21 protein-coding genes are annotated in these 20,633 nt (G+C 51.4%); 8 read left to right on the forward strand and 13 right to left on the reverse strand.

The genetic code is table 11. The features are described 5' to 3' along the window. Nucleotides 1–257 precede the first annotated feature (257 nt). From BRW83_RS06930 to BRW83_RS06940, 3 genes are all read left to right on the forward strand, one after another. Nucleotides 258–923, forward strand: coding sequence for a LexA family protein (locus tag BRW83_RS06930; RefSeq protein ID WP_231284476.1), 666 nt, complete (start codon nt 258–260; stop codon nt 921–923). A 114-nt stretch (nt 924–1,037) separates the two neighbouring features. Next, a complete protein-coding gene (gene budC, locus BRW83_RS06935; protein ID WP_005880557.1) occupies nt 1,038–1,796 on the forward strand; it encodes a meso-2,3-butanediol dehydrogenase in 759 nt (252 codons plus the stop codon). A gap of 213 nt (nt 1,797–2,009) precedes the next feature. Beyond that, nucleotides 2,010–2,747 (forward strand): copper resistance protein NlpE, encoded by a 738-nt coding sequence (locus BRW83_RS06940; RefSeq protein WP_005880556.1) that lies wholly within the window; start codon nt 2,010–2,012, stop codon nt 2,745–2,747. A gap of 279 nt (nt 2,748–3,026) precedes the next feature. Here the strand turns inward: BRW83_RS06940 and BRW83_RS06945 are convergent, their stop codons facing one another. Next, complete coding sequence (locus BRW83_RS06945; protein WP_005880555.1) at nt 3,027–3,725, reverse strand: glutamine amidotransferase; 699 nt, start codon at nt 3,723–3,725, stop codon at nt 3,027–3,029. A 98-nt stretch (nt 3,726–3,823) separates the two neighbouring features. Here BRW83_RS06945 and BRW83_RS06950 point away from each other — a divergent pair, with 98 nt between their 5' ends. Together BRW83_RS06950 and BRW83_RS11705 are read left to right on the forward strand one after the other, a co-directional pair. Then, entirely contained in the window at nt 3,824–4,747 is a 924-nt protein-coding gene (locus tag BRW83_RS06950; RefSeq protein WP_005880554.1) for a LysR family transcriptional regulator, read from the forward strand. Nucleotides 4,748–4,916: 169 nt separating this feature from the next. Beyond that, the gene (locus BRW83_RS11705; protein ID WP_155811809.1) at nt 4,917–5,084 is read left to right on the forward strand and encodes a helix-turn-helix domain-containing protein; all 168 of its coding nucleotides are present in this window, start codon (nt 4,917–4,919) and stop codon (nt 5,082–5,084) included. Between the two features lie 38 nt (nt 5,085–5,122). On the opposite strand, the gene mdcH is transcribed toward BRW83_RS11705, so the two are convergent. From mdcH to BRW83_RS06990, 8 genes are all read right to left on the reverse strand, one after another. Further along, on the reverse strand, nt 5,123–6,055 hold the full coding sequence (gene mdcH, locus BRW83_RS06955; RefSeq protein WP_005880553.1) for a malonate decarboxylase subunit epsilon: 933 nt from the start codon (nt 6,053–6,055) through the stop codon (nt 5,123–5,125). Continuing rightward, nucleotides 6,052–6,729 (reverse strand): malonate decarboxylase holo-ACP synthase, encoded by a 678-nt coding sequence (locus BRW83_RS06960; RefSeq protein WP_050757718.1) that lies wholly within the window; start codon nt 6,727–6,729, stop codon nt 6,052–6,054. Before BRW83_RS06960 ends, mdcH begins: the two co-directional genes overlap by 4 nt. A gap of 19 nt (nt 6,730–6,748) precedes the next feature. After that, a complete protein-coding gene (gene mdcE / locus BRW83_RS06965) occupies nt 6,749–7,570 on the reverse strand; it encodes a biotin-independent malonate decarboxylase subunit gamma (RefSeq protein ID WP_036602869.1) in 822 nt (273 codons plus the stop codon). Continuing rightward, the gene (locus BRW83_RS06970; RefSeq protein WP_036602867.1) at nt 7,567–8,400 is read right to left on the reverse strand and encodes a biotin-independent malonate decarboxylase subunit beta; all 834 of its coding nucleotides are present in this window, start codon (nt 8,398–8,400) and stop codon (nt 7,567–7,569) included. The genes mdcE and BRW83_RS06970 overlap by 4 nt, the downstream gene beginning before the upstream one ends. Continuing rightward, entirely contained in the window at nt 8,393–8,692 is a 300-nt protein-coding gene (gene mdcC, locus BRW83_RS06975; RefSeq protein ID WP_005880551.1) for a malonate decarboxylase acyl carrier protein, read from the reverse strand. The genes BRW83_RS06970 and mdcC overlap by 8 nt, the downstream gene beginning before the upstream one ends. Beyond that, a complete protein-coding gene (locus tag BRW83_RS06980) occupies nt 8,679–9,569 on the reverse strand; it encodes a triphosphoribosyl-dephospho-CoA synthase (protein WP_005880549.1) in 891 nt (296 codons plus the stop codon). The genes mdcC and BRW83_RS06980 overlap by 14 nt, the downstream gene beginning before the upstream one ends. Continuing rightward, nucleotides 9,569–11,224, reverse strand: a complete 1,656-nt coding sequence (gene mdcA / locus BRW83_RS06985; protein WP_005880548.1) for a malonate decarboxylase subunit alpha — start codon at nt 11,222–11,224, stop codon at nt 9,569–9,571. The genes BRW83_RS06980 and mdcA overlap by 1 nt, the downstream gene beginning before the upstream one ends. Nucleotides 11,225–11,467: 243 nt before the next feature. Further along, nucleotides 11,468–11,953, reverse strand: a complete 486-nt coding sequence (locus BRW83_RS06990; RefSeq protein ID WP_005880547.1) for a methylated-DNA--[protein]-cysteine S-methyltransferase — start codon at nt 11,951–11,953, stop codon at nt 11,468–11,470. Nucleotides 11,954–12,750: 797 nt separating this feature from the next. Here BRW83_RS06990 and BRW83_RS06995 point away from each other — a divergent pair. The 3 genes from BRW83_RS06995 to BRW83_RS07005 all read left to right on the forward strand — a co-directional run bounded on the left by BRW83_RS06995 (nt 12,751) and on the right by BRW83_RS07005 (nt 15,717). Beyond that, nucleotides 12,751–14,766, forward strand: coding sequence for a beta strand repeat-containing protein (locus BRW83_RS06995; protein WP_050757717.1), 2,016 nt, complete (start codon nt 12,751–12,753; stop codon nt 14,764–14,766). Between the two features lie 81 nt (nt 14,767–14,847). After that, nucleotides 14,848–15,120, forward strand: a complete 273-nt coding sequence (locus BRW83_RS07000) for a hypothetical protein (protein WP_050757716.1) — start codon at nt 14,848–14,850, stop codon at nt 15,118–15,120. A gap of 87 nt (nt 15,121–15,207) precedes the next feature. Beyond that, on the forward strand, nt 15,208–15,717 hold the full coding sequence (locus tag BRW83_RS07005) for a GNAT family N-acetyltransferase (protein ID WP_005880545.1): 510 nt from the start codon (nt 15,208–15,210) through the stop codon (nt 15,715–15,717). Nucleotides 15,718–15,857: 140 nt separating this feature from the next. Here BRW83_RS07005 and BRW83_RS07010 read toward each other — a convergent pair whose 3' ends face one another. From BRW83_RS07010 to BRW83_RS07025, 4 genes are all read right to left on the reverse strand, one after another. Then, on the reverse strand, nt 15,858–16,931 hold the full coding sequence (locus BRW83_RS07010) for an alanine racemase (RefSeq protein ID WP_005880544.1): 1,074 nt from the start codon (nt 16,929–16,931) through the stop codon (nt 15,858–15,860). Further along, entirely contained in the window at nt 16,931–17,380 is a 450-nt protein-coding gene (locus BRW83_RS07015; RefSeq protein ID WP_005880543.1) for a GNAT family N-acetyltransferase, read from the reverse strand. The genes BRW83_RS07010 and BRW83_RS07015 overlap by 1 nt, the downstream gene beginning before the upstream one ends. Nucleotides 17,381–17,924: 544 nt before the next feature. Further along, entirely contained in the window at nt 17,925–18,836 is a 912-nt protein-coding gene (locus BRW83_RS07020; protein WP_005880542.1) for a tetratricopeptide repeat protein, read from the reverse strand. Between the two features lie 49 nt (nt 18,837–18,885). Further along, nucleotides 18,886–20,478, reverse strand: a complete 1,593-nt coding sequence (locus tag BRW83_RS07025) for a hypothetical protein (protein ID WP_005880541.1) — start codon at nt 20,476–20,478, stop codon at nt 18,886–18,888. Between the last annotated feature and the right edge of the window lie 155 nt (nt 20,479–20,633).

Raw genomic sequence — 20,633 nt, forward strand, 5'->3', positions numbered from 1 at the left:
ACTACGGGTTTCGTTATTAAGTATTCGAAAATCATGCTTATCTGTTATGAAGACGGACTTCACTATTCATAAGCTTCGGACAGAGAAAATTACATTTGCCAAAACGAAATAATTGCAGTTTGGCAATCACGTTCCTGACATCTCAGGATAGGCCTGTGTATCCATTTATGTTTAAACGTTTTGTTGATGAGTCCGTCAAACATTACGTGTAACACTTCACTTGAAAAATCGAGACAATGTTTTGTATGCATGAACAAATGAAACGTCTATACGAAGCAGCTAGGGTTTTGAAGCGCATACATGGCCAGTCCGAACTGGCCAGGGCGATTAATGCCTCTCCGCAAACGATTCATAACTGGCAGGAAAGAGGCATTTCGAAACAGGGGATGTTGAAGGCTCAGGAGGTGATCGGATGTTCCGCCTTGTGGCTGGAAACCGGTAGTGGCCCAATGTCCCTGAATGTGCTTTGCAATTCGTCACAGCTGTTTTCCAAAACCAGCCAGATTCCACTTATTCGGCCTGATCAGGCATTGAAAGTGAATTCGACGGCTGCCGCGCCTGCATTGGGTGATCCTCTGGGCTGGTTGTTCACTCATTCTAATCTGTCCTCGCGCGCTTATGCCCTTGAGGTATCGGGCAATTCCATGCAACCGGTCTTTCAGGAAGGCGACTGGATCATTCTCGATCCGATGGCCGTACCCGAACCGGGCGATTTCGTGGTAGCAAAATGTGGGGAAAAGAAAGAACTGATCTTCAGGAAATATCGCCCGAAAGGTCTGGATAATTCCGGCAAGATGACTTTCGAACTGGTGCCCTTGAATGAGGATTTTCCTTCCTTGCGATCGGATATCTTGCCCATTGAAATCATCGGGACTTTGATCGAGCATCGTATTTTTACAAAAAAACATCTCATAGCCTCATGAAAATGAGGCTTTTTTTTGTCCACTTTTCCTTCGGAAAAATTTCACAATCCGTTATATCCGCAACTTTCGGGTTTTATGTCTGTCTTTTTGAAATAAACTTCAATGGAGACGGCTATGAATCGATTTACGAACAAGGTGGTTGTGATTACGGGAGCCGGTAACGGTATTGGCGCCGCTGCGGCAAAGCGTTTTTCTTCCGGGGGGGCCACTGTCGTCGCTGCCGATTATGTCATGGACGATGTGAAAAAATTGGCGGCCTCCCTTCCTTCCGATCGAACATTTGCCGTATTTGTCGATGTTTCAGACGCGAAAGCGGTTGAAAACATGATTGCCGAGACGGTCAAAAGATGTGGCAAACTCGATGTCATGATCAACAATGCAGGTGTCCATGTCATTGGTTCGATTCTGGAAACGACACTGGATGACTGGCGGCGCATTTCCGCCATCAATATCGACGGGGTTGTTTTCGGTGCAAAATATTCCCTTCCCCATCTCATCAAATCAAAGGGTTGCATGATCAATACCGCTTCTGTTTCCGGTCTGGGAGGTGATTGGGGTGCGGCTTTTTACTGTGCTTCCAAGGGGGCCGTTGCCAACCTGACGCGTGCGATGGCGCTGGATCACGGTTTGTCCGGCGTTCGTATCAATGCCGTTTGTCCGAGTCTGGTCAAGACGAACATGACGAAAGGCTTCGACGCGGCAGTTCAGGAAAAATTCAATGAACGGATTCCGCTCGGCCGTGCGGCACAACCTGAAGAAGTCGCGTCCGTAATGGCTTTTCTGGCAAGCGATGACGCCAGTTTCATTAACGGGGCATGCATTCCGGTCGATGGAGGCACCACTGCTTCGGATGGACAGCCGAAAATCGCCTGATTTTGGTATTGTCGACGAACCGGACGCATTCATATTGAGTCGTCCGGTTCTTTTTTCGGCAAAAAATCATCTTCTTTTACCGTTTTTTTCTTTTCGTGCCATTTTCTGATCGCTTTCTGATTTGTGTCACTTCCCGGGATTTTGTGTGAGTTAGCCTTACTCTGGTTTTAATTCTTCCTGAATTTTTCAACTTAGGACATCCCAGGAGACATTATGAAGCGATTTTCCCTTTTTCTGGTTTCACTATTCATGCTGGCTGCGCTTGCTGCCTGTAGCAAGGCGCCCAAAAACGATACTCCTCCACAAGGCATGTATACGGGTACCATTCCCTGTGCCGACTGTGCAGGCATTAAATATGCCATTACCTTCAATCCTGATGGAACGGTAGTCGATACTTCCCTGTATGAAAATACAGATGGTGCATCTCTTTCCGAAATGGGTACCTGGAAAATGGAGAAAGGCATTGTTACAGTGACTTTCCCGTTCGACACGAAATACTTCATTGTCAAATCACCGGATGCAATCGAAATGACGAACAAGGAAGGAAAACGTTCCGAATCGATGGCAGATCAATATACGCTGAAGAAGGTACAGCCCAAAGTCGCTTCCGACTTTTCAGGACGCTACAAAATGTCCGGCGACAGTATGTTGAATGGCAATATGCAAACGCTGACCATTCTTGGGAATGCTGAAAACGGTGTGTCTGTTTCATTTGCTGCGGATGGCATGGAAGAAGGCTGTACTTTCAATGGCAACGGCAAGATTGTCAATGACCAGATCGAAGTGCCGCTTCAAACCGCCAATCCGGATCTGAAAAGCACGATGGTTATCCGCTCGACCGGGGCTGAAAGCATGAACGTTTTCACGTCCAAAGCAAATGACAAAAACGATCTTGGCCTTTTCTGCTCAGACGGAAAAACGCTTGCAGGTGATTACGTCAAGGCAAAATAATCCGTTTTTTTCCAAAATAATGCGCAGCCTCTGAATAGAGCTGCGCATTTTCATTTGTGTCGAATGATGAGGTTATTTTCATAAAACCGGGTCCTTCGGAAAACATTTGCATATATGACACAAAAAATTATGGTCGGAAAGAAACTTTTTTGGGGCTTTTGAATAAGGTGGGTAAACGCTATGTTTATATACCTTTTTGTTTATTTTCTCTCCGGAAAATATGCCATTAATTTTTAAAAACCGTTAAAAAGCAAGTGGAAGGGATGGGAAAATTACGATTTAGCCGATATCTTCGGCAATCCGGCAAAAATTATGCAAAAGTCGTAAAGGCCAGTTCGTTTTTTGAGAAGTCAATGCTGAAAGAGTATCCGGTTTCGTGCCGATGGTATGACATGCCGATTCAATGATTTCTGATGTGAATTCAGGATGAAACTGGACAGAGAAAGCACTGGTCCCATAACGGAGTATCTGGCATCTGTCTTTTTTGGACACGGCCAGAATGTCGCAGTCTTTCGGTGGTTTCAATACGCTTTGGCGGTGAAAAACGCAGGCAGGAAAATTTTCCGGAAAATTGTCCAGCAAAAGATTGCGTTTGCCTGCCTGTGTCAATTCGATATCGGCAAGGCCGGTTTCACCTCCGGCAGGATTGTCGCCGACGATACCGCCAAGGGCATGTGCCATGAGCTGATGGCCGTAACAGACCCCGAAAAGCGGGATGTCGAAAGGCATGGCTTTCCGAATCCATTCGGCGATTCTTTCGCTCCATTCTTCCCTGTCGGTTACCATGCTCCACGAGCCTGTAATGATGGCAGCGGTAACGGATACCGGTTCGGGCAGTTTTTCTCCGAGATAAGGTCTGATTACGTCAGCTTTTTTGCCGATTTTCGCGAGCGCAGCCAGAAACCAGTCGGCCGTTTGTCCACAACGTGCCAGTACGGATTCAGGAGGAGATCCTGTTTCAATGATCGTTATCGCCATTTTTGCTTCTGAAAGAGATGTTCTGTTATTGTAGTGCCTAATGGTTTGAAATAGTCATCAGACAAGGCAAAATCGATTGACGGGTTTACTTTTTTATCATGATAGATAGCGAACTGACGATCAGAAAGCTTGAAATTTTTCTGGCTTTCATGGAAAAGAAAAACATGGCACGCACGGCTGAAGCCCTGGGACTCAGCAGTGTTTCCGTCCACAGGGCACTCCATTCACTTGAAGAAGTACTTCGCTGCCCGCTCTATGCCAGCGAGGGGCGGAATCTGCGCCCTCTTCCAGCGGCGCATACACTGGCGCATTACGCCGGAGAAGTGTTGATGGTGACCCGTCGCGCCATCGAGGCGACACGGCAGGCGGCCGGATATGGCAGTGGGCGGATGAAGCTGGGTTGCCTCTATTCGCTGACGCTTGAAATCGTACCGAAGCTGATCATGGGCTTGAAGCGCAGGCGTCCTGAAATGGAAATTGACCTGACAATGAATTCCAACCAGAACCTGCTGGCGGGACTGGACGAAGGCCAGCTCGACGCTGCTCTCGTTTCAGTTTCGGATGCAAAAGCGGAACTGGCCGGGCTCGACATATTACCCCTGTTTGAAGACGACATTTATTTCGCCATGCCGGTTTCAGCGACAAAACCGGTTACTGATACGATCGATCTGGCTGATTTCGCCAATGAAAAATTCGTGACCTTAAATGAAGGTTTCGCGACGGCGCAGAGTTTTTCGCAGGCATTTGACGTGGCCGGTTTCAAACCGGAAGTCGTGACGAGGTTAAACGATATCTTTTCCCTGATGAATCTGGTACAGGCCGGGGTTGGCTGTTCGCTGGTGCCGAAACGGGTAAAAAAGGTGTTCGAGAATTCGGTCAGATTGCTTCCGCTGGAAGAAAAATACCAGACAAGTCAGACGGTTGCACTGGTTTTCCCGAAAACACGTGAACGTGATCCGGACATGCTGGCGCTGGTTGCCGAAGCGAGGATGATTACGCGGCAGGCAAATGATCAGTCTTGAGAATGGCTTTGAATATACTCTGGCGAAAGATTTTTTGATGACATTATGCGTGTAACGTTACACGCACCATATTGAACAGGATTAAAAGCTTTGTTCATAAAGGTCTGAAACTTTTTTTCGAAAACGGTTCGAGAGCAGGCATCAATGCACAGTTACTTCGGAAATAGCCGTGCGTCTTTCAGAGGTTATCGGCAGCTCACGGCAAGCATGGCTGGCAATGCAGAATGCCCATGATTTATGGCAGGCCCGCAACCGGGTCAACGTTTCACGTCTGACACGGCTTCATATACCGTCTGACAGTTTTCAGGACGGTATTCGTAAAAACGGCAGGAACTGAAGCGGTTCGTTCTCTTTCAGCTTATGGACTGGCCTGCTTTATCCTGTCCTCTTCCGCTGTCCAAGCCTCAAAACCGTATTAAATCCCTCCTGCTGGATTGATACGGCATCCCCTTCGGTCATGACCCGTTTCGCCAGTCCGGTCAACACTGATCCGGGTGGCATTTCAACGGCCAGCCGCACGCCTCTTTCATACGCTGCGGTCATGGCATTGGCCCAGTAAAGCGGACGGGCCATATTGAAGGCAAGGTCGTCGGCAATTCTCTCGGGCTGCCAGAGAACGCGGCCGGTACTCCCGGAAAGATAGGCTATGGCCGGGCGTTTGAATGGCACCTTTCGGATGGCTTCGAACAGTTTTTGAGCGGCCTGCCCCAGCAAGGGACAATGCGACGGGACGGCAACAGCCAGCCGGTCGGTTTTGGTCGCGCCCTTTTCGCGCGCCTTTTCCAGTACGGCCTGCATGGCGGCCTCACTTCCGGCGATGACGAATTGATCGGTGGCGTTATAGTTGGCAAGATAAACCGGGTTGTCGGGCGATTGGACGGCAGCGATCAGCGTTTCGACGTCTTTTTCGATCAGGCCACTGATGGCGGAGAGGCCGTAACCATCGGGATAAGCGCTTTCCATCAGTTCGCCGCGAAGGGAAACGACTTTCAGGGCATCGGTAAAATCCAGAGCACCGGACGTGACGGCAGCCGGAAAAGCGCCAATGGAAAGACCGCCGACGAAATCGGGAAGCATTTTTTCCTGTATCAGACGATCAGCCATGACAACACCCGCGATCAGGATGCAGAGCTGGACAGCACGGGTACGTTTCAGGGCATCAGCTGTATCCAGTGCCATGACATCTTCGCCCAGCGCCTCGCTGGCTTTATCGAGCCATGTCTGACATGGAAATGTTTGGGACAGGCTGTGCAGCATGCCCGGTATTTGAGCACCCTGTCCGGGATAGGTAAAAAGAATCCGGTTCATGGTGTGTTCCTGTTTTCATTCCAGGGATCGGTCGTCAGGATCGGGCCGAAGTCGGTTTTCAGAAGAACCCTCCTGCCCTTTTCCCGTACCCATTCTTTCAGGGCAAATGCCCCGAACGGGGTTTCAATCTGGATGTCTGTTTTGCAGGGCAAACTGTCCCATTTTTCAGCCAGAGGCGCGAATGCTTCCGGCAAAACGGGTTCGTTGCAGCGGATCAGCATATCGAGATCGCTTTCGGCATGCATGACGGCTCGTCCGCTTGCCAGTGCATACGCGCAACTGCCGGTCGGTCCCCATGCGAATGGCAGTTCCAGTTCCAGTAGTTCGAAAATGGCGCGGACGGGTTTTGCATCGGCAAAGGGGAAAGAAAACAGTTTTTCCCTGTCCATGATGAGGGTTTCCGGCGAGAGCCGCTTTGACACGTTTTCAGGGGCAATCCATGCCGGTGCCCGCTGGTGCTTTTCTTTTGCCCTAATGCCGACTGGAATCAGGCCTCTGGCGGAATGGTCACGCCGGACGATGAGAGGGAGAGACGCATTCCACTGTTCGTTTACCCATGAAGGCAATGGATCATCCGGAATCAGGGCGTCAAAACCGTCTGTCCACAGCATGTCGTGTGGCCGGTATGCTCGCACGGGTATGCTTGATACGGGTACTGTTTCAGACGGTTTCATCACTCTTTTCCCTTTCGGTTCAGGCTGCGTTCCATTCGGCCCTCATGCGCTCGCGTACCAGTGACGTGCTGGCACGGTTGGGCGATCCGAGACGGTTGGTCAGCATCACGCCTTCCCTGCGCGCGGTTTCGATAGCCTTGGTCACAGCTGCCTTGACCGTTTGCACTTCCGCCTGTGTCGGGTGTTTCGGATCGGCAACGTCGATCAGTTCTTCCAGCAGGCCAAGCGTTTTGTAATTGGCGATATCATAAGCCATCGGCGGGATGGTTGATGCGAGTTTTTCAAGCGCTTCAACCGTGCGCAGGGTAATGCGGGCAGCGGAAGCCTTGCCCATTGCGTGGATCATCACGTCCCTGTCGTTCAAGGCGATCAGGCGATTGGCCTGATAACCGTGTGCCAGAAACGCGCCGGACATGGCCTTGCCGACGATCAGGCCGATGACCGGATGACCGGCCAGACGGGCGTTGGCATAGGCTCCGGCAGCGGCAGCCAGTGCCAGATGGATGCCGAAGGCTTCTTCCCTGCGGCCGTAAGCCTGGGACGGCACGTCGATGATGGCGACGATAGCCCGTTTGACCGGTTTGTCCCTGTCTTCCTGTATGGCTTCATTCACCATCTGGCCAAGTGTCCAGCCTTCCAGAAGCCCGACTTCGCCCTTGACGGCGCGGGGATAATGGTTCTCCGGGTCGGGAACGACTGCGATGATGCGGGCAGCCTGTCCATCGAGCACGCCGTCGGCGACTTTCACGGAAGCGCACTGCCCTTCGCGTTGTCTGAATTGCCCGGCGAAAAGGTCGAACCAGATGTCGCCGTTGCCCCTGATTTTGTTGTCGGTGTTCATGAGCGGTTTCCTTTCGCAAAGAGTTCGGCGGTCAGTTTCGCATCGGCCTGCTGGCGCGTGTCGAACGCATTCAGACGGGTCAGGAATTCGTCGTAACGTTCGTTGCGCAGGCTGGCCGGTTTTCCTTTTTCCATGCATTCGACGGTCGCGGCTTTTACGGCAGCGAGGGAGTCGTCCACGAGCTTGTCCACGAATCCGTTACGTTCCCGGGCTTCACCGCCAGTCAGGCTCCAGATAAATGGACGGTTACGGGAATCGTATTCGTCGATATCGGCTTCCTGTTCGATGACCTGCGGGCCGTTCAGGCCGAGACGTGCTTCCCGGGTGACGATCAGGTAGCTGCACAGGGCAGCGGCAATCGACATGCCACCGAAACAGCCGACCGTTCCGGCAACAATGCCGATAACCGGGACATAACGACGCAAATCGACGATAGCGGCATGAATGTCGGCAATCGCGGCCAGCCCCAGATTGGCTTCCTGAAGGCGGACGCCACCGGTCTCAAGGCAAAGGACAGCCTGTGTCGGGATGCCCTTGCGGTTGTCTTCAGCGGCGAGTTCCAGTGCCGCAGCCATTTTCGCGCCGGAGACTTCACCCATGCTGCCGCCCTGAAAGGTGCCTTCGATGGCAATCACGACGGAAGGTTTGCCAGCGATGGTGCCTTTGGCGACGACCATGCCATCGTCAGCGGCCGGAACGATGTTCTGGGGCTCAAGCCAGGGTGACATGATGTATTCAAACGGGCCGAGCAGTTCACGGTACGTGCCTGCGTCCAGAAGTCCTTTTGCCCGTTCGCGGGCGGAAAGTTCGATAAAACGGGAATCAGTCATGGCTGGCCTCCTCGAAAACCTGTTCAATTCTCAAACGGGCAACGCCGGGCGTGGCACCGAAGTCGTGGATGACCAGTTTTCCCGACGGCAGGCTGCCTGTGATGGAAATCCGGTCGAAAAGGCGTTGCCAGCGAGGTGTGCTGCCGTCGACCGAAGTTTTGATCGAGACGGACAGTTTGTTTCCTTTGCCGGGTTCGAACAATGCTTCCATGTCGCCCGATCCAACGACACCGGACAGGGCCCTGTTTCTGGCAGTCTTGCTGCCGGTGTATTGCAGTTCAATGCGTTCCATTTCGTTTTCCTCCTTGCACGATGGCGGTATGTTCCATACCATCGAGAAACAATGTTGCTGCCAGCAGGTCAGCCGCTCCGCCCGGGGAGACGTTTGCCTTCATCATGCCTGCTTCCAGAATGTCGTATGTTTTGCGCCCTTCATGGCTGCCGATGCCGCCCTGAACCAGAATGGCGCGGGCACCGCTGCGCATGTCAGTCAGGGCCTTGATGCCGCCTCGTGAGAGTACACAGGTATCCGGCAGGGACGTCATGATGGCCAGAAGTGCGTCGATACGCGCCGCGTCTTCACTGGCACCTTCCCGCCTGCTTTTGGCAAGTTGTGGCAGAGCCAGTTTCATGACGTGCGGGAATCCCTGTTGGGCTTCTTCCCTCGCGCCGGGAACTTTATAGCGGTGGCTGGCGTACCGGCCTTTCGAAAAGACGGGTGGACAGGCTGTATCGGGCAGGCTTGCAAGACGGGCAGCCGACGATACCGTTTGGACGATCCCGGACTGGCCTTCATGCATGGCAAAAGCCGTGACCAGCAGGCCGAGCGACCAGATGGCACCACGGTGGGTATTGACGCCGCCGGTGGTTGCCAACATGGTTTTTTCCCCTTCCCGTCCGATGGCTCCGATTTGTCGGCGCAAGGCTGCATCAGGCACCCTTCTCCATCCTGCGTGCGCCATCGCGATAAAGGTCGGCGTCAGACATTCGGCTGAGGTTTCGAGCATCGCCAGATTCATGTCTTTATGCGCGCCCGATCCGCGACGGTCGACCAGTCCGGGTTTTGGCGTCAGCCGCGCTTCATCCAGCAGGGCCTCTGTGGCCCGATTCGCCAGATGGGCTGCGAGTTCTTCCGCCCGGTCGTGGTTTATGTTGATGGATGGGTTCATTACCAGCTCCTGAAACGGGCAGGCGGATTGTAGAGGCCGCCCGAGCATTCGACGAGTTCGGCGATACTGCCTGCCGCCAGCAGGGAACGTTTCGCGTCCGTGCGGGCGATGCCGAGGTCTTCAGGGAAAACGACCTTGCCTTCCTCGCGCAGGCGTTTGACGGTTTTCGGGTCTGCACCCATGCCGACGTCTGATATACCGGCGACCGCTGCAACCATCGCCTTGCGTTCTTCCAGCGATTTGGCGCGGTAGAGGTAAGCAATACCCTCTTCCGTCAGGACGTGAGTCACGTCGTCGCCGTAAATCATGACTGGAGCCAGCGGCATACCGGATTCCCGTGCAACATCGACCGCGTCCAGATTGTCGACGAAGGTCGGTGAGGCACCGGACTGGTACGTTTCGACCATCTGGACAACCAGCTTCCTGCCGCGTTCGAGCAGGTCGCCTCCTTCGATCATGTCCAGCCATGCCGGGGTGGCGTGACGGCGGCCGTGCGGGTCGTGTCCCATGTTCGGCGCACCGCCGAAGCCGGAAACGCGGCCTTTGGTGACGGTCGAGGAATTGGCGACGGGATCGACTTGCAGGGTGGAACCGATGAACATGTCGACGGCGTACTGCCCGGCCATCTGGCAAAACGCCCGGTTCGATCGCATGGAACCGTCGGAGCCGGTGAAGAAAACGTCGGGACGCGCGGCGATATAGTCTTCCATGCCCAGTTCACCGCCGAAACAGTGTACCGTTTCAACCCAGCCGGATTCGATGGCCGGGATCAGGGTCGGGTGCGGGTTCAATGTCCAGTTCTTGCAGATTTTTCCCTTGAGGCCGAGTTGCTCGCCATAGGTCGGCAAGAGCAGTTCAATGGCGGCGGTGTTGAAACCGATTCCGTGGTTTAGGGACTGGACCTGATGTTTTGCGTAGATGCCCTTGATCGCCATCATCGCCATCAGGATATGGACAGGCTTGATCAGGCGCGGATCGCGGGTGAAGAGCGGTTCGATGAAAAACGGCTTGTCGGCCACGACGACGAAATCGACCCATGAGCCGGGAATGTCGACACGCGGCAGGTCGGTGACGTCGTCGACCAGTTCATTGACCTGTGCGATGACGATGCCGTTCTTGAAAGCGGCTGCCTCGACCATTGCCGGGGTGTCTTCTGTGCTGGGGCCGGTATAAAGGTTGCCGTTTTTGTCGGCCTTGTAAGCGGCGACCAGTGCGACGTTCGGGATCAAATCGACGTACAGGCGGGAATACAGCTCGATATAGGTATGGATCGCGCCGACTTCAAGCAGGCCGTCTTCCAGCAGCTGCGACATACGCAGGCTTTGCGCGCCGGAATAGGAAAAGTCGATTTTGCGGGCGATTCCCTTTTCGAACAGGTCAAGATGTTCCGGCAGGCTGACGCTGGGCATGATCATATGAAGGTCATGCAGTTTGTCAGGGCTCGTTTGTGAGAGCATGCGGGAAAGAAAATCAGCCTGTTTCTGGTTGTTCCCTTCCAGCACTACCCTGTCGCCCGGCGCGATCAGTTTTTCCAGCATAGCCGGCAGATCGTCTGTCGGCAGCACTTTCCCTTTCAGGCCAAGACGCTCTATCCGCGCCTGTTTTTCTTGTCGCCGGGTATCCCACCTTTTCGGTGACGATGTTTGCTGCAACATGGAGTGTCTCCTTTCAGATAAGGCTTCGATGTTGACAGCATAGGAAAAAGAACGCTTCGGATCAATTAGGCTGGATGATGAATTATTAGTTTTAAGCTAATGATTTAGAAGTTATAAAATTGTCAAAATGGAATTTTATATTAGATAAATCACTTTAGAATGTATAAACAAGATTTTGAATAATAATGATAATTTATGATTTTCAAAATGCAGAATTGTTCTGTTTTCTGAAGTGGCATTTTTTCAGAAAAGAGAAGAATTATGATCGCGCGAATAATGTTTTTCCAGTTCGAGCAATTGTCGCTTGATGGGCAATCCCCCACCATAACCGGTCAATGAGCCGTTTGCGCCAATGACGCGATGGCACGGGATGACAATGGAAATGGGGTTATTGTGATTCGCCATGCCGACGGCACGGTTGGCCTTGCCATTGCCGATTTGTTTCGCGATGTCACCGTATGAGCATGTCTTGCCATAAGGAATGGTTTGAAGGGCTGCCCAGGTCCTGAGCTGGAATGGCGTTCCGGACAACTTCAGGGGTAAATCGAATGTCTTCAGCTCTCCATCGAAATAGTCCGATAACTGGCGAAAAGCTTCCTTGATGGCGGGCGTTTCCTTTTTTGCGGCATCGCCAATGTCGGCAGAAAATCCGATAAAAACGATTTCACCCCCTTCTTCCATGACGGTAACAGGACCAACGGGAAACGGGACAGTCTGGTAATAACGCATTTTGATTCCTCGCCAAATCAAAGATTAATTCAGGTTTATCCGGAATTTTTTCAGATTCTTTTCATTAATCATAACCCAATTTGAAAATTGATGAATCCAGTATTGAAAACCTGATTCACGGAAAGTTTTTAATGAATTTATTCACCTAAAATCAGGTTTGTTGTTTTTTTTGAGTGCCAGTATAAAAAATTATAAGCCCTTGAAACCTATATGAAACATGTCTTATTCTTAAGTGTTATCAAATCACGTTTTTATATGCTTCAAAATGAAATCATTTAAATGTAACATTTATAAATAATAACAATAATTATCTTTGGGAAATATTTATTGACTGCTTTTTTATTATTTATTTCATAAGGGAGTTTCAAGAAAAACATGAGCAGAATTTTTACCGGAACCGGCAAAATATCCGGTTCGTTTCTTCATTTTTGTTGCCCCATCCTGCTGATCGTCTCCGGTCAGGGTTCATTCTGAAGTCGTACCGGCAAGTAAAGCCTTGCAAATTATCCGGAATGAATATCACTTCACTTTTTTTACACGCGCTGGCCTGAACATTCATTCACAAGTGTATTTATCTGGCAGGCAACAGGTTTCATGTTCTGTCTGTTGTCGCGACATACACATATTAAATGATGAAAATCAACAGCTTGTGCAAATTCTTCCCATTTTTCAGGGTATTTGATTTTTGACAGTAACCCTCTCGGGTTTCTTTTTAACTCGACAAGCATACGCGTCCGCAGGATCAGGCTCGTGTGGGACTCTTTGTCATCTGCAAATACCAGACAGGATCATTAGATATGCATAAAAATCATTCAGAGAAAAAAACCGGCCGAACCAGTCACCCGGACAGACAGTACAGCCGATTTACACCGGTTGCAGCGGCTTGTGTCCTGCTATGCGCCTTATCTGCAAACACGGTGTTTGCGGAGACGATTGATTACACTGGCAACAGTGCCGATCTGCAAACCGTCCCGGCCGGTTTCGGTAGCGTCAGTAATGCAACGGATGCGCTTTTTCCGGCGACGGCTTCTTACTCGGGCAATTCGGTTACCATCAATATCGCACCCGGAGGGACTATTCCGTCTTTCGCTTTCGGCGGAATAGTGAACGGACTGAACGCAACAGCCGATGGCAATAACGTGCAGTTCATGCAGGGCACTGTTGCAAACGACGTACATGGGGGATATGCCTATGCCGAAAGCACGGCAAATCCGGCCAATGCGATTTATGCCGAAACAGTGGGAAATACCGTTGTTTTGGGCAATGGTACGGCAGCAAGGGCTGCTTATGGCGGCTTTAGCACGGCAGTTCATCAGTTGAACAATAGCGGTAGCGCCAACGCGTTTTCCGATAGCAACAAGATTACCGTCAATGGCGCAACGATCAGTGAAGAAATTTACGGCGGAAGAAGTATCGCATCAGGTCAGGGAACTGGACTGGTCAATCTCAGCGCGGAAGACAATGAGGTGTTTGTCGGAACCAATACTACCGTTGGCGCTGGCGTTTATGGCGGTTCGGCTGAAGGAAACAACTCGGGTGGTGGCAATATGGTCGTCAACACCAGCGATAACCGTGTCACGATTGCCTCTGGTGCCACGGTAAACGGCAGTGTTTTCGGTGGATATGCAACGGGCCAGACTCTCGGCCCGGGAACCATTGCCGTTACAGCCAGTAACAATACGGTTTCCATTTCTGACGCCACGGTAAACGGTGACGTGTATGGCGGTTTTGTCCTGGGCGATACTCAACTTGATACCAGCACGACCGCAAAAGCGACCGGGAATACGGTCAGTATTTCCGGCAATTCCACGTTCAGCACGAATACATCGATTTACGGGGGATTTGTCGAGACCGGGACGACCGGCACGATTCCTCCGGGATCGGATGTCCGGACCGGCAATACCCTGAATGTATCGACTTCTGGCATCAACATCAGGGAAGTCGGCAATTTCGAAAACTATAATTTTTATCTGCCCTCTTCCACAACCAACAATACGGTCATGATCCAGACATCTCAGGGAGCGGATCTGACAGGGTCGACGGTTGCCGTGAAGGCGGTCGCTCCCGGTGTCGCCCTCAAACAGGGCGATACGGTTTACCTGCTGAAAACGGGTGGGCTGACCGGCAATCCGACTCTGGTGAATTCGGCGAATGTGTCCCAGGGATATTCCCTCCAGTATGACCTGACGATGGCACAAAACGCCAACGACATTTATGCGACGGTTGGCGGGGTAAGTGTCAATCCGAAAAGCAAGTCTTTCCTTGAAGGCAGGCTGGCTGGTCTGGCACTGATATCGCAAGGCGCTGACATCGTTGCCGGTCAGGGTATGTCTTCAGCCATTGCAGCGGCTGAACAACAGGAAGGGAAATTGACCGTGTTCGGTACGGTTTCCGGAGGCTCAAGCCGTTACAAGACCGGTTCCCATATCGATCTGGACGGGTTTGGCCTGATGGCCGGTGTGGCGAAAAAACAGGACAATCTGGCCGGAGCGGTCTTTGTCGAAGGGGGTTGGGGCAGTTATGACAGCCATAACAATTTCGCCAACGGTTCCGTTCACGGTGACGGCGATACCCACTACTACGGTGTCGGCCTGCTCGGCCGTGCGACACTGAAAAACGGCATGTATCTGGATGGTTCGTTCCGGATCGGCAAAACCAGCACGGACTATACCGGCAAGAATTATCTGGACGCGGCAGGCAATCAGGCGCATTACAAGAGCAAGGCCACGTACGTCAGCGCCCATGCCGGGGTCGGTTACATGGCTCCGCTCAATTCGGTCACGGATCTGGATGTGTCGGCAAAATATCTGTGAAGCCGTCAGGGAAGCGATTCCGTCACCGTAGGCAGTGATCCGGTTCATTTCGATGCGGAAAATTCGCAACGTCTGCGCGGTATGGCGAAGGTCCTGCGCAAAATGTCCCCGGAATGGACCCTGACAGGGGGACTGGGTTACGAGTATGAGTTTGACGGCAAGGCAAAGGGAACCCTGTATCACATGTACAGCATCGATTCCCCGAGCCTGAAAGGCGGAAGCGGTATCGGTGAAATCGGTCTCGAATACAAACCGCAAAATAACCAGCGCCTGAGTCTGGAAGCGAAATTGGCCGGATATGTCGGCCAGCGTGAAGGGGTCAGCGGGCTTGTCCGTCTCAACTATGCGTTCTGATTGAAAAGCAAAAGGTAAAGGGCAATCGGATGGTTGCCCTTTTGTTTTATGATGGCAGCATATCAGGCAAACAAAGGAAAAACCATCATGATTATCCGGCAGGAAAAAACGGGTGATATCGACGCTGTTCATGAGGTCGTCAGGCAGGCATTTGAAAAGGCCTTGCACACGAATCACGATGAGCACAATCTCGTCAATCGCCTGCGCGAAAGCGAGGCGTTCATTCCCGAACTGTCGCTTGTTGCAGAAGAAAACGGACGCATCGTCGGGCATATTCTTTTTACGAAACTGAACGTTGGCGATACCGTTCAGCTCGGACTCGCACCTCTGGCTGTGCTGCCACAATGGCAAGGCAAAGGTATCGGTGGAAAACTGATTGAAGCCGGACATGCAAAGGCAAAAGAACTCGGATTTGACTATTCCATTCTGGTCGGGCATGAAAGCTATTACCCCCGTTTCGGCTACTTCCCGGCCAGCTGTATCGGAGTGACAGCGCCCTTTGATGTGCCCGATGAAAACCTGATGGCTTTCAGTTTGCAGGGAAAGAATACGCCGCTTGACGGGATGCTGGAATACCCGGCGGAATTTCTGCTTTAGGGCGATATCCGGATTTTTCCTCGCCTGTCCTGATCCCTGCTGTATAAAGACCCGGGCATGGGGATAATGTTTCGTTTTCCTGCCTGCTTTTGTCTTCCCTTTCATTTTTGACAGCGTTGTCCGGACGTCCTGTCCGTCTGTCATTCGATGACCCGTTTCCCGATATATCGGGAATTCATGAGTCGGACAGCTCCCATATAGTCCATGCTGAAGGCGATGGTGTCTCCGGTCTTGTACTGGGTCGTGTTCTCTCCCAGATCGACAACCAGCATATCCGAGCAGGCGCCACAACAGCTGATGGCGTTGTCATCCGGGAAAATGCGGGTATGTTCCACATCGAGCAAGCCAATATCCAGAATGGCCCGGACAGAGGTTTTCCCCCGGTCGTTCCTGTCGAATTCAGGCGTATCCCCTTCCAGATTGGTTCCCAGACGCCCTTCCGGAATCAGCGGTTTTTCTTCCAGTTCGATTATTTCGGCATACAGTTTCAGGACATCGTGTTCCATGTCGGGCAACAGGGTATCGTGATACAGATCGTTGCCGAAAAAGAGCGTTTCACCGATCCGGAAGTGATTGATTCCGGCTGGCACGACCTTGTCGGTCAACAGCGGAATCGTGACAGACGTGCCTCCGGAAACATAGGGGATGGCTTTTCCGAATTTTGCGTGCAGCAAGTCGCGGTAAAGGCAAAGCTGGTTCAGCTTGTCGTAATCCGGCAGGATGCCGGAAAGGCAGGACAGGTTCGTCCCCACGCCCACAATGTCGATATGGGGAAGTGTCAGTGTTTTTTCATAGATGGGCAAAACATCATCCCTCAATACGCCTTCCCGCAATTCGCCCAGTTCGATCATGATGATGACCTGGTGAACCTTGCCTTGCCGGGACGCTTCGGCAGACAGTTTTTCCAGTGTCGCGTATTCCGTATTGAAGCTGATATCGGCGTATCGGACGATATCGGGAATCGCTCTGAGAGCAGGTGGCCGGATGCACATGGTTTCGATATCTGGCGCTATTTTTTTGATGGCTTTGATATTGGCCATGCGGGAATCGCAAATCCGGGTCACGCCCAGTTTTCGAAGCTCTTCCAGAAAAAGAGGATGGCCGCACAAGAGTTTGGAGACGACACTCCAGCTGATACCGTTCCCGTCAAACAGGCGGTTCAGGTAATCGTAATTGTGTTTGAGTTTGTTTCTGTCCAGTGTGATATAGGCCATCAGCAATCCCTTTTGTCCAGCCGCATTTCCAGGTACTTGTTGCCGAACCCCAGATTGCGGTACAGGTAGAAAGCCGGATTGTCCGGTTCCACATGCAAGGCAATGGCGCCTTCCGTTTCAGAAATGACCGAAGACAGCAGGCGTTTCCCGAATTTCTGTCCCCGGAAATCACGGTGTACAGCGATATAGACCAGTATGTTTTCAGGGATGTAGCTTTCCATGCCGGTCCGGTTGACGACAGCGGCACCGATTGTCTTTCCGTTTTCTGTGGCAATCGCGACATGGCCTCCCCGTCCGTTTTTCGGGTCGTCCAGAGCGTATTCAATCGCTTTTCTGATGGATTCCACGGGATCGCCATACTGCTCCAGTTCGCGATGCAAAAAGCGGGAAAGCGCATCGGTTTTTTCGGGCGAAAGCGGGTTTGCTGTCGAATAATAGGTAATTTTCATGTCTTTCTCCTGTGGCAGATTCATCAGGCATCCGGCAGGTTTTCGCCGGACATGAATTCATGACCTTTATCGTATGAATGTCAGTCATGAACAGGAACAAACGTCTGCCGATGGCGATGATGTCGCTATCGGCCTGTTGTCGAGTGCGCTTTTCAATGGATGGAAACAGATAAAAAAGCACAGGTTCGGGAAACAAGCTTTTAAAAAACAGACGTTTGTTCCCGATTTTTAATTTGCCGCCTTAAAAGGCATCTTTGGCATATCTTCTGTCAGGCAGAATACAAAAACCTGTTTGGCGAAGATGATCATTGAACTTGCCGATACCATCGGCAAAGAGAATGTGACGCGTCAGGGCAGTTGAACGTGTCCGGTTCAAGACCGGACTAACACATCACTTTTTTATTTTGCACCATAAAAGGGCATCAGGGCAAGTTTCAGAGGGAAAATGATGAGGCAACATGAAATCCGGTTTCCGGATGAGGGAAGGCCCTGCCCTGATGCATCCGATGGACGGACATCCGGACGGACGTCAGATACAAGCGGCCTATAAGTCATCCGGGTCTATGCCGAAAAAGCGCAGTCTGCGGTCGACCTCCGGATCGGATTCCCCGTTCTTCTTGCGGGTTTCCCAGGCTTTTTCACCCCATTTTGCGGCAGCATCCGTATCCATTTTCTGGTCCAGAAGTCCATTGGCATAAACGATCCCGAGTTCTTTCATGGCAAGGAAACTTCCATTGTCGGCAGCTTTTTTGAGCCAGTAAAGTGAACGTTCGGGAGAGTATTGAATGCCCCGCCCCTGCTCATAGGCGCGGCCTAAAAGATACTGGGCATAAGCGTCGCCTTTTTCAGCACCCATGATGTAATACTGCACGGCACGGTTCCTGTCTTTTTTGACGCCATAACCTTCGGCATAAAAAATGCCGATATCGGCATAAGAACGGTCATCGCCATGTTCAGCAGCGAGACGATACCATTTCAAGGCTTGTGCAAAATCCTGTTTTATTCCTTTTCCCTTGACAGTGAAATAACCCATTTTGGATTCGGCGCTGGGATATCCCTGTTCTGCTGATTTACGGTACCATTTGATGGCTTCATTGATATCTTTTGGAACTCCCAAGCCTTTTTGATAACTTAATCCGAGATTGAACTGTGCTACTTTGAATCCCATTTCAGCTGCTTTTTTATACCACTTGACACTTGTTTGCAGATTCTTTTCAACACCAAAGCCTTTGTCATACATATAAGCTATGCGGTTTAATACATCCGGATTCTTTTGGGCATCCGGCTTCATGAAATATGTCATGGCCTGCTGATATTTTCCAGCCTGGAACAGACGCATGCCTTCCTTGGCGTTGTCGGCAAAAGAAGGAACACTGAAAAGAAACAGACAGACTATACAGAAGATCTTGAAAAAAGATTTCATTTGAAATGACAGGTTTGGATAAGGCTTGTTCATTATGAACAGCCCTATCCATATTGGTCAAGTGAAGCAAAATAAAATAAGTTTATTCTGTTTTTTTGATATTGTTTTTATCAACAAACCCATCAACTATCTTCTTCCTCCCATCATCCTGAGCCTTGTGAACGGCCGCCCCGACAACCATCGACTGGACATAATCCCTGACTTCCTTTGCACTTTGAAAGACGCCTGAATCCCTGAAAGGAAGCAGCGCTGCACTCATCAGTCCAAGCGGGACTCCGTACATGACCGATTCGGCAGCATGACCGTCACCGGTTCTTTCCCTGAAATCGGCGTAAAATTGTGAAGACAGAACGGCTGAAGACACGCCGAACAATTGCGCAAAGGTATTCAGATGGGCTGCCACATAATATGCAGGCAGTTTGACCGTCTGGTTTCCGAGTTCCTGATACAGGTATTGAGTCATATTCTGCATGGTTTTTTCAGGATCGCCCTCCACATGGATTCGGTCCACATTCAGGCGTCCCATGTTTTGACGCTCTTTCTGATGCTGATCCATAATTCCCTGAACCCGTCTGAGCGACGTGTCGTCCCCACCGACGATATCGAAAAGATGCTCGCCCGCGAGGGACGCTCCTGAATAAAAGAGGATTTGCATATCTTTCATGCCTTGCTGTACGCCTTTTTGCATGAAATCCAGCGGTATCTCCCGAAGTTTTTCATCCTCCAGGTTTCCCCAGTAACTCATATTCGGTGCGCCGATGACTTGTCTGCCCCTGCCGGTAACGGCACTGTCAAGACCGAAATTTTTCGATACGTCACCTATAGCCGGGTCGTAGCTTGAATCGGGATGCCCAACCGGAGCCCGCCCATAGCCGGAAACAGCGCTTTTATTGCCCAGATTGTTCGTGATATTTTCGGCAGCAAAGTCGGTCGCGCTTTTGTAACTCTGGTCCGTCTGACCGGCGATACGCTTGCCATCATGACCATGAACCTTGCTGTCAAATCCCAGTCCCTGATTGGCAGACTGAGCCAGAACCTGACCGAACGGACCATAACTCAAATCCGGATGAGTCGGCGGGTTTGCCCGCCAGCCGCTGTTTTCTCCCAAACCGTTTCTGGCGTGGTCATTCAGAAAATTGAAAAAAGGGGTCAGGGTCTCATCTTGCGGGATACTGACTTCGGCCGCTTTTTCGAAAGCGGATTTTTCCGGTGATGCCTGACGGGTTTCCGGTACGTCGCTGTCGAAACGAAAAGCCTTCTGGTTGGGGGCGTTTCGTTCCTGCCGCAGTTTTTTCAAATCGTCGAGAACCCCGTTGATGTCGTCCGGGTTTTCGGCCCGCTCTCTGGCACGATTGGACAGAATACGCTGGCGCTCTTCTTCTGAGACGGGATGGCCTGTCCAGTCGTAAACGGGTTCGTTATCCGGTGTTGTGGATGTATCCGGTACAGCATCGGATTGGGGTGTCTGTGCGAACGGGGCTGCCTGTTTTTGAACCTTCGGGATGACCGGCCTGAGAAGAGCGGTTTTTTGCTGCTGTTCGATCTTTTTCTGCTGTTCATCCATCCATCCGTTTTTTTCCACGGGGTTGTCGCTGGCGGCAGTCATGTCGCCGATCGTTTCGCCCCATTTTCTGGCTTTGTTGAACAAATCTTTTCCTGTGTCGAACCAGTCCATATCGATTTCCTTTCAAAACAAAAATGCCTTCCGGACAAGAGATTCGGGAAGGCATGGGATACAAAAAGGCCTCTCGGTTGGAGAGGCCATGAAAAATGGGCGCAAGCGCGCCCTGACTCTTTCTTTATAGCACGGTTTTCTTCTTCGGTCAGCTA

This window comes from Oxalobacter formigenes (genome assembly GCF_002127965.1).
GTDB classification, from domain to species: Bacteria; Pseudomonadota; Gammaproteobacteria; order Burkholderiales; family Burkholderiaceae_D; genus Oxalobacter; species Oxalobacter formigenes.

What these genes read in the sequence shown, in the direction of transcription:
- BRW83_RS07025 (WP_005880541.1), bottom strand. Translation starts at nt 20,478, where the DNA reads ATGGACTGGTTCGACACAGGAAAAGATTTGTTCAACAAAGCCAGAAAA.
- mdcH (WP_005880553.1), bottom strand. Translation starts at nt 6,055, where the DNA reads ATGAACCGGATTCTTTTTACCTATCCCGGACAGGGTGCTCAAATACCG.
- BRW83_RS06990 (WP_005880547.1), bottom strand. Translation starts at nt 11,953, where the DNA reads ATGCGTTATTACCAGACTGTCCCGTTTCCCGTTGGTCCTGTTACCGTC.
- BRW83_RS06940 (WP_005880556.1), top strand. Translation starts at nt 2,010, where the DNA reads ATGAAGCGATTTTCCCTTTTTCTGGTTTCACTATTCATGCTGGCTGCG.
- BRW83_RS06930 (WP_231284476.1), top strand. Translation starts at nt 258, where the DNA reads ATGAAACGTCTATACGAAGCAGCTAGGGTTTTGAAGCGCATACATGGC.
- budC (WP_005880557.1), top strand. Translation starts at nt 1,038, where the DNA reads ATGAATCGATTTACGAACAAGGTGGTTGTGATTACGGGAGCCGGTAAC.
- BRW83_RS06995 (WP_050757717.1), top strand. Translation starts at nt 12,751, where the DNA reads ATGCATAAAAATCATTCAGAGAAAAAAACCGGCCGAACCAGTCACCCG.
- BRW83_RS07000 (WP_050757716.1), top strand. Translation starts at nt 14,848, where the DNA reads ATGGCGAAGGTCCTGCGCAAAATGTCCCCGGAATGGACCCTGACAGGG.
- mdcE (WP_036602869.1), bottom strand. Translation starts at nt 7,570, where the DNA reads ATGAACACCGACAACAAAATCAGGGGCAACGGCGACATCTGGTTCGAC.
- BRW83_RS07010 (WP_005880544.1), bottom strand. Translation starts at nt 16,931, where the DNA reads ATGGCCTATATCACACTGGACAGAAACAAACTCAAACACAATTACGAT.
- mdcC (WP_005880551.1), bottom strand. Translation starts at nt 8,692, where the DNA reads ATGGAACGCATTGAACTGCAATACACCGGCAGCAAGACTGCCAGAAAC.
- BRW83_RS07005 (WP_005880545.1), top strand. Translation starts at nt 15,208, where the DNA reads ATGATTATCCGGCAGGAAAAAACGGGTGATATCGACGCTGTTCATGAG.
- BRW83_RS06970 (WP_036602867.1), bottom strand. Translation starts at nt 8,400, where the DNA reads ATGACTGATTCCCGTTTTATCGAACTTTCCGCCCGCGAACGGGCAAAA.
- BRW83_RS07015 (WP_005880543.1), bottom strand. Translation starts at nt 17,380, where the DNA reads ATGAAAATTACCTATTATTCGACAGCAAACCCGCTTTCGCCCGAAAAA.
- BRW83_RS06960 (WP_050757718.1), bottom strand. Translation starts at nt 6,729, where the DNA reads ATGAAACCGTCTGAAACAGTACCCGTATCAAGCATACCCGTGCGAGCA.
- BRW83_RS06980 (WP_005880549.1), bottom strand. Translation starts at nt 9,569, where the DNA reads ATGAACCCATCCATCAACATAAACCACGACCGGGCGGAAGAACTCGCA.
- BRW83_RS06950 (WP_005880554.1), top strand. Translation starts at nt 3,824, where the DNA reads ATGATAGATAGCGAACTGACGATCAGAAAGCTTGAAATTTTTCTGGCT.
- mdcA (WP_005880548.1), bottom strand. Translation starts at nt 11,224, where the DNA reads ATGTTGCAGCAAACATCGTCACCGAAAAGGTGGGATACCCGGCGACAA.
- BRW83_RS06945 (WP_005880555.1), bottom strand. Translation starts at nt 3,725, where the DNA reads ATGGCGATAACGATCATTGAAACAGGATCTCCTCCTGAATCCGTACTG.
- BRW83_RS07020 (WP_005880542.1), bottom strand. Translation starts at nt 18,836, where the DNA reads ATGAACAAGCCTTATCCAAACCTGTCATTTCAAATGAAATCTTTTTTC.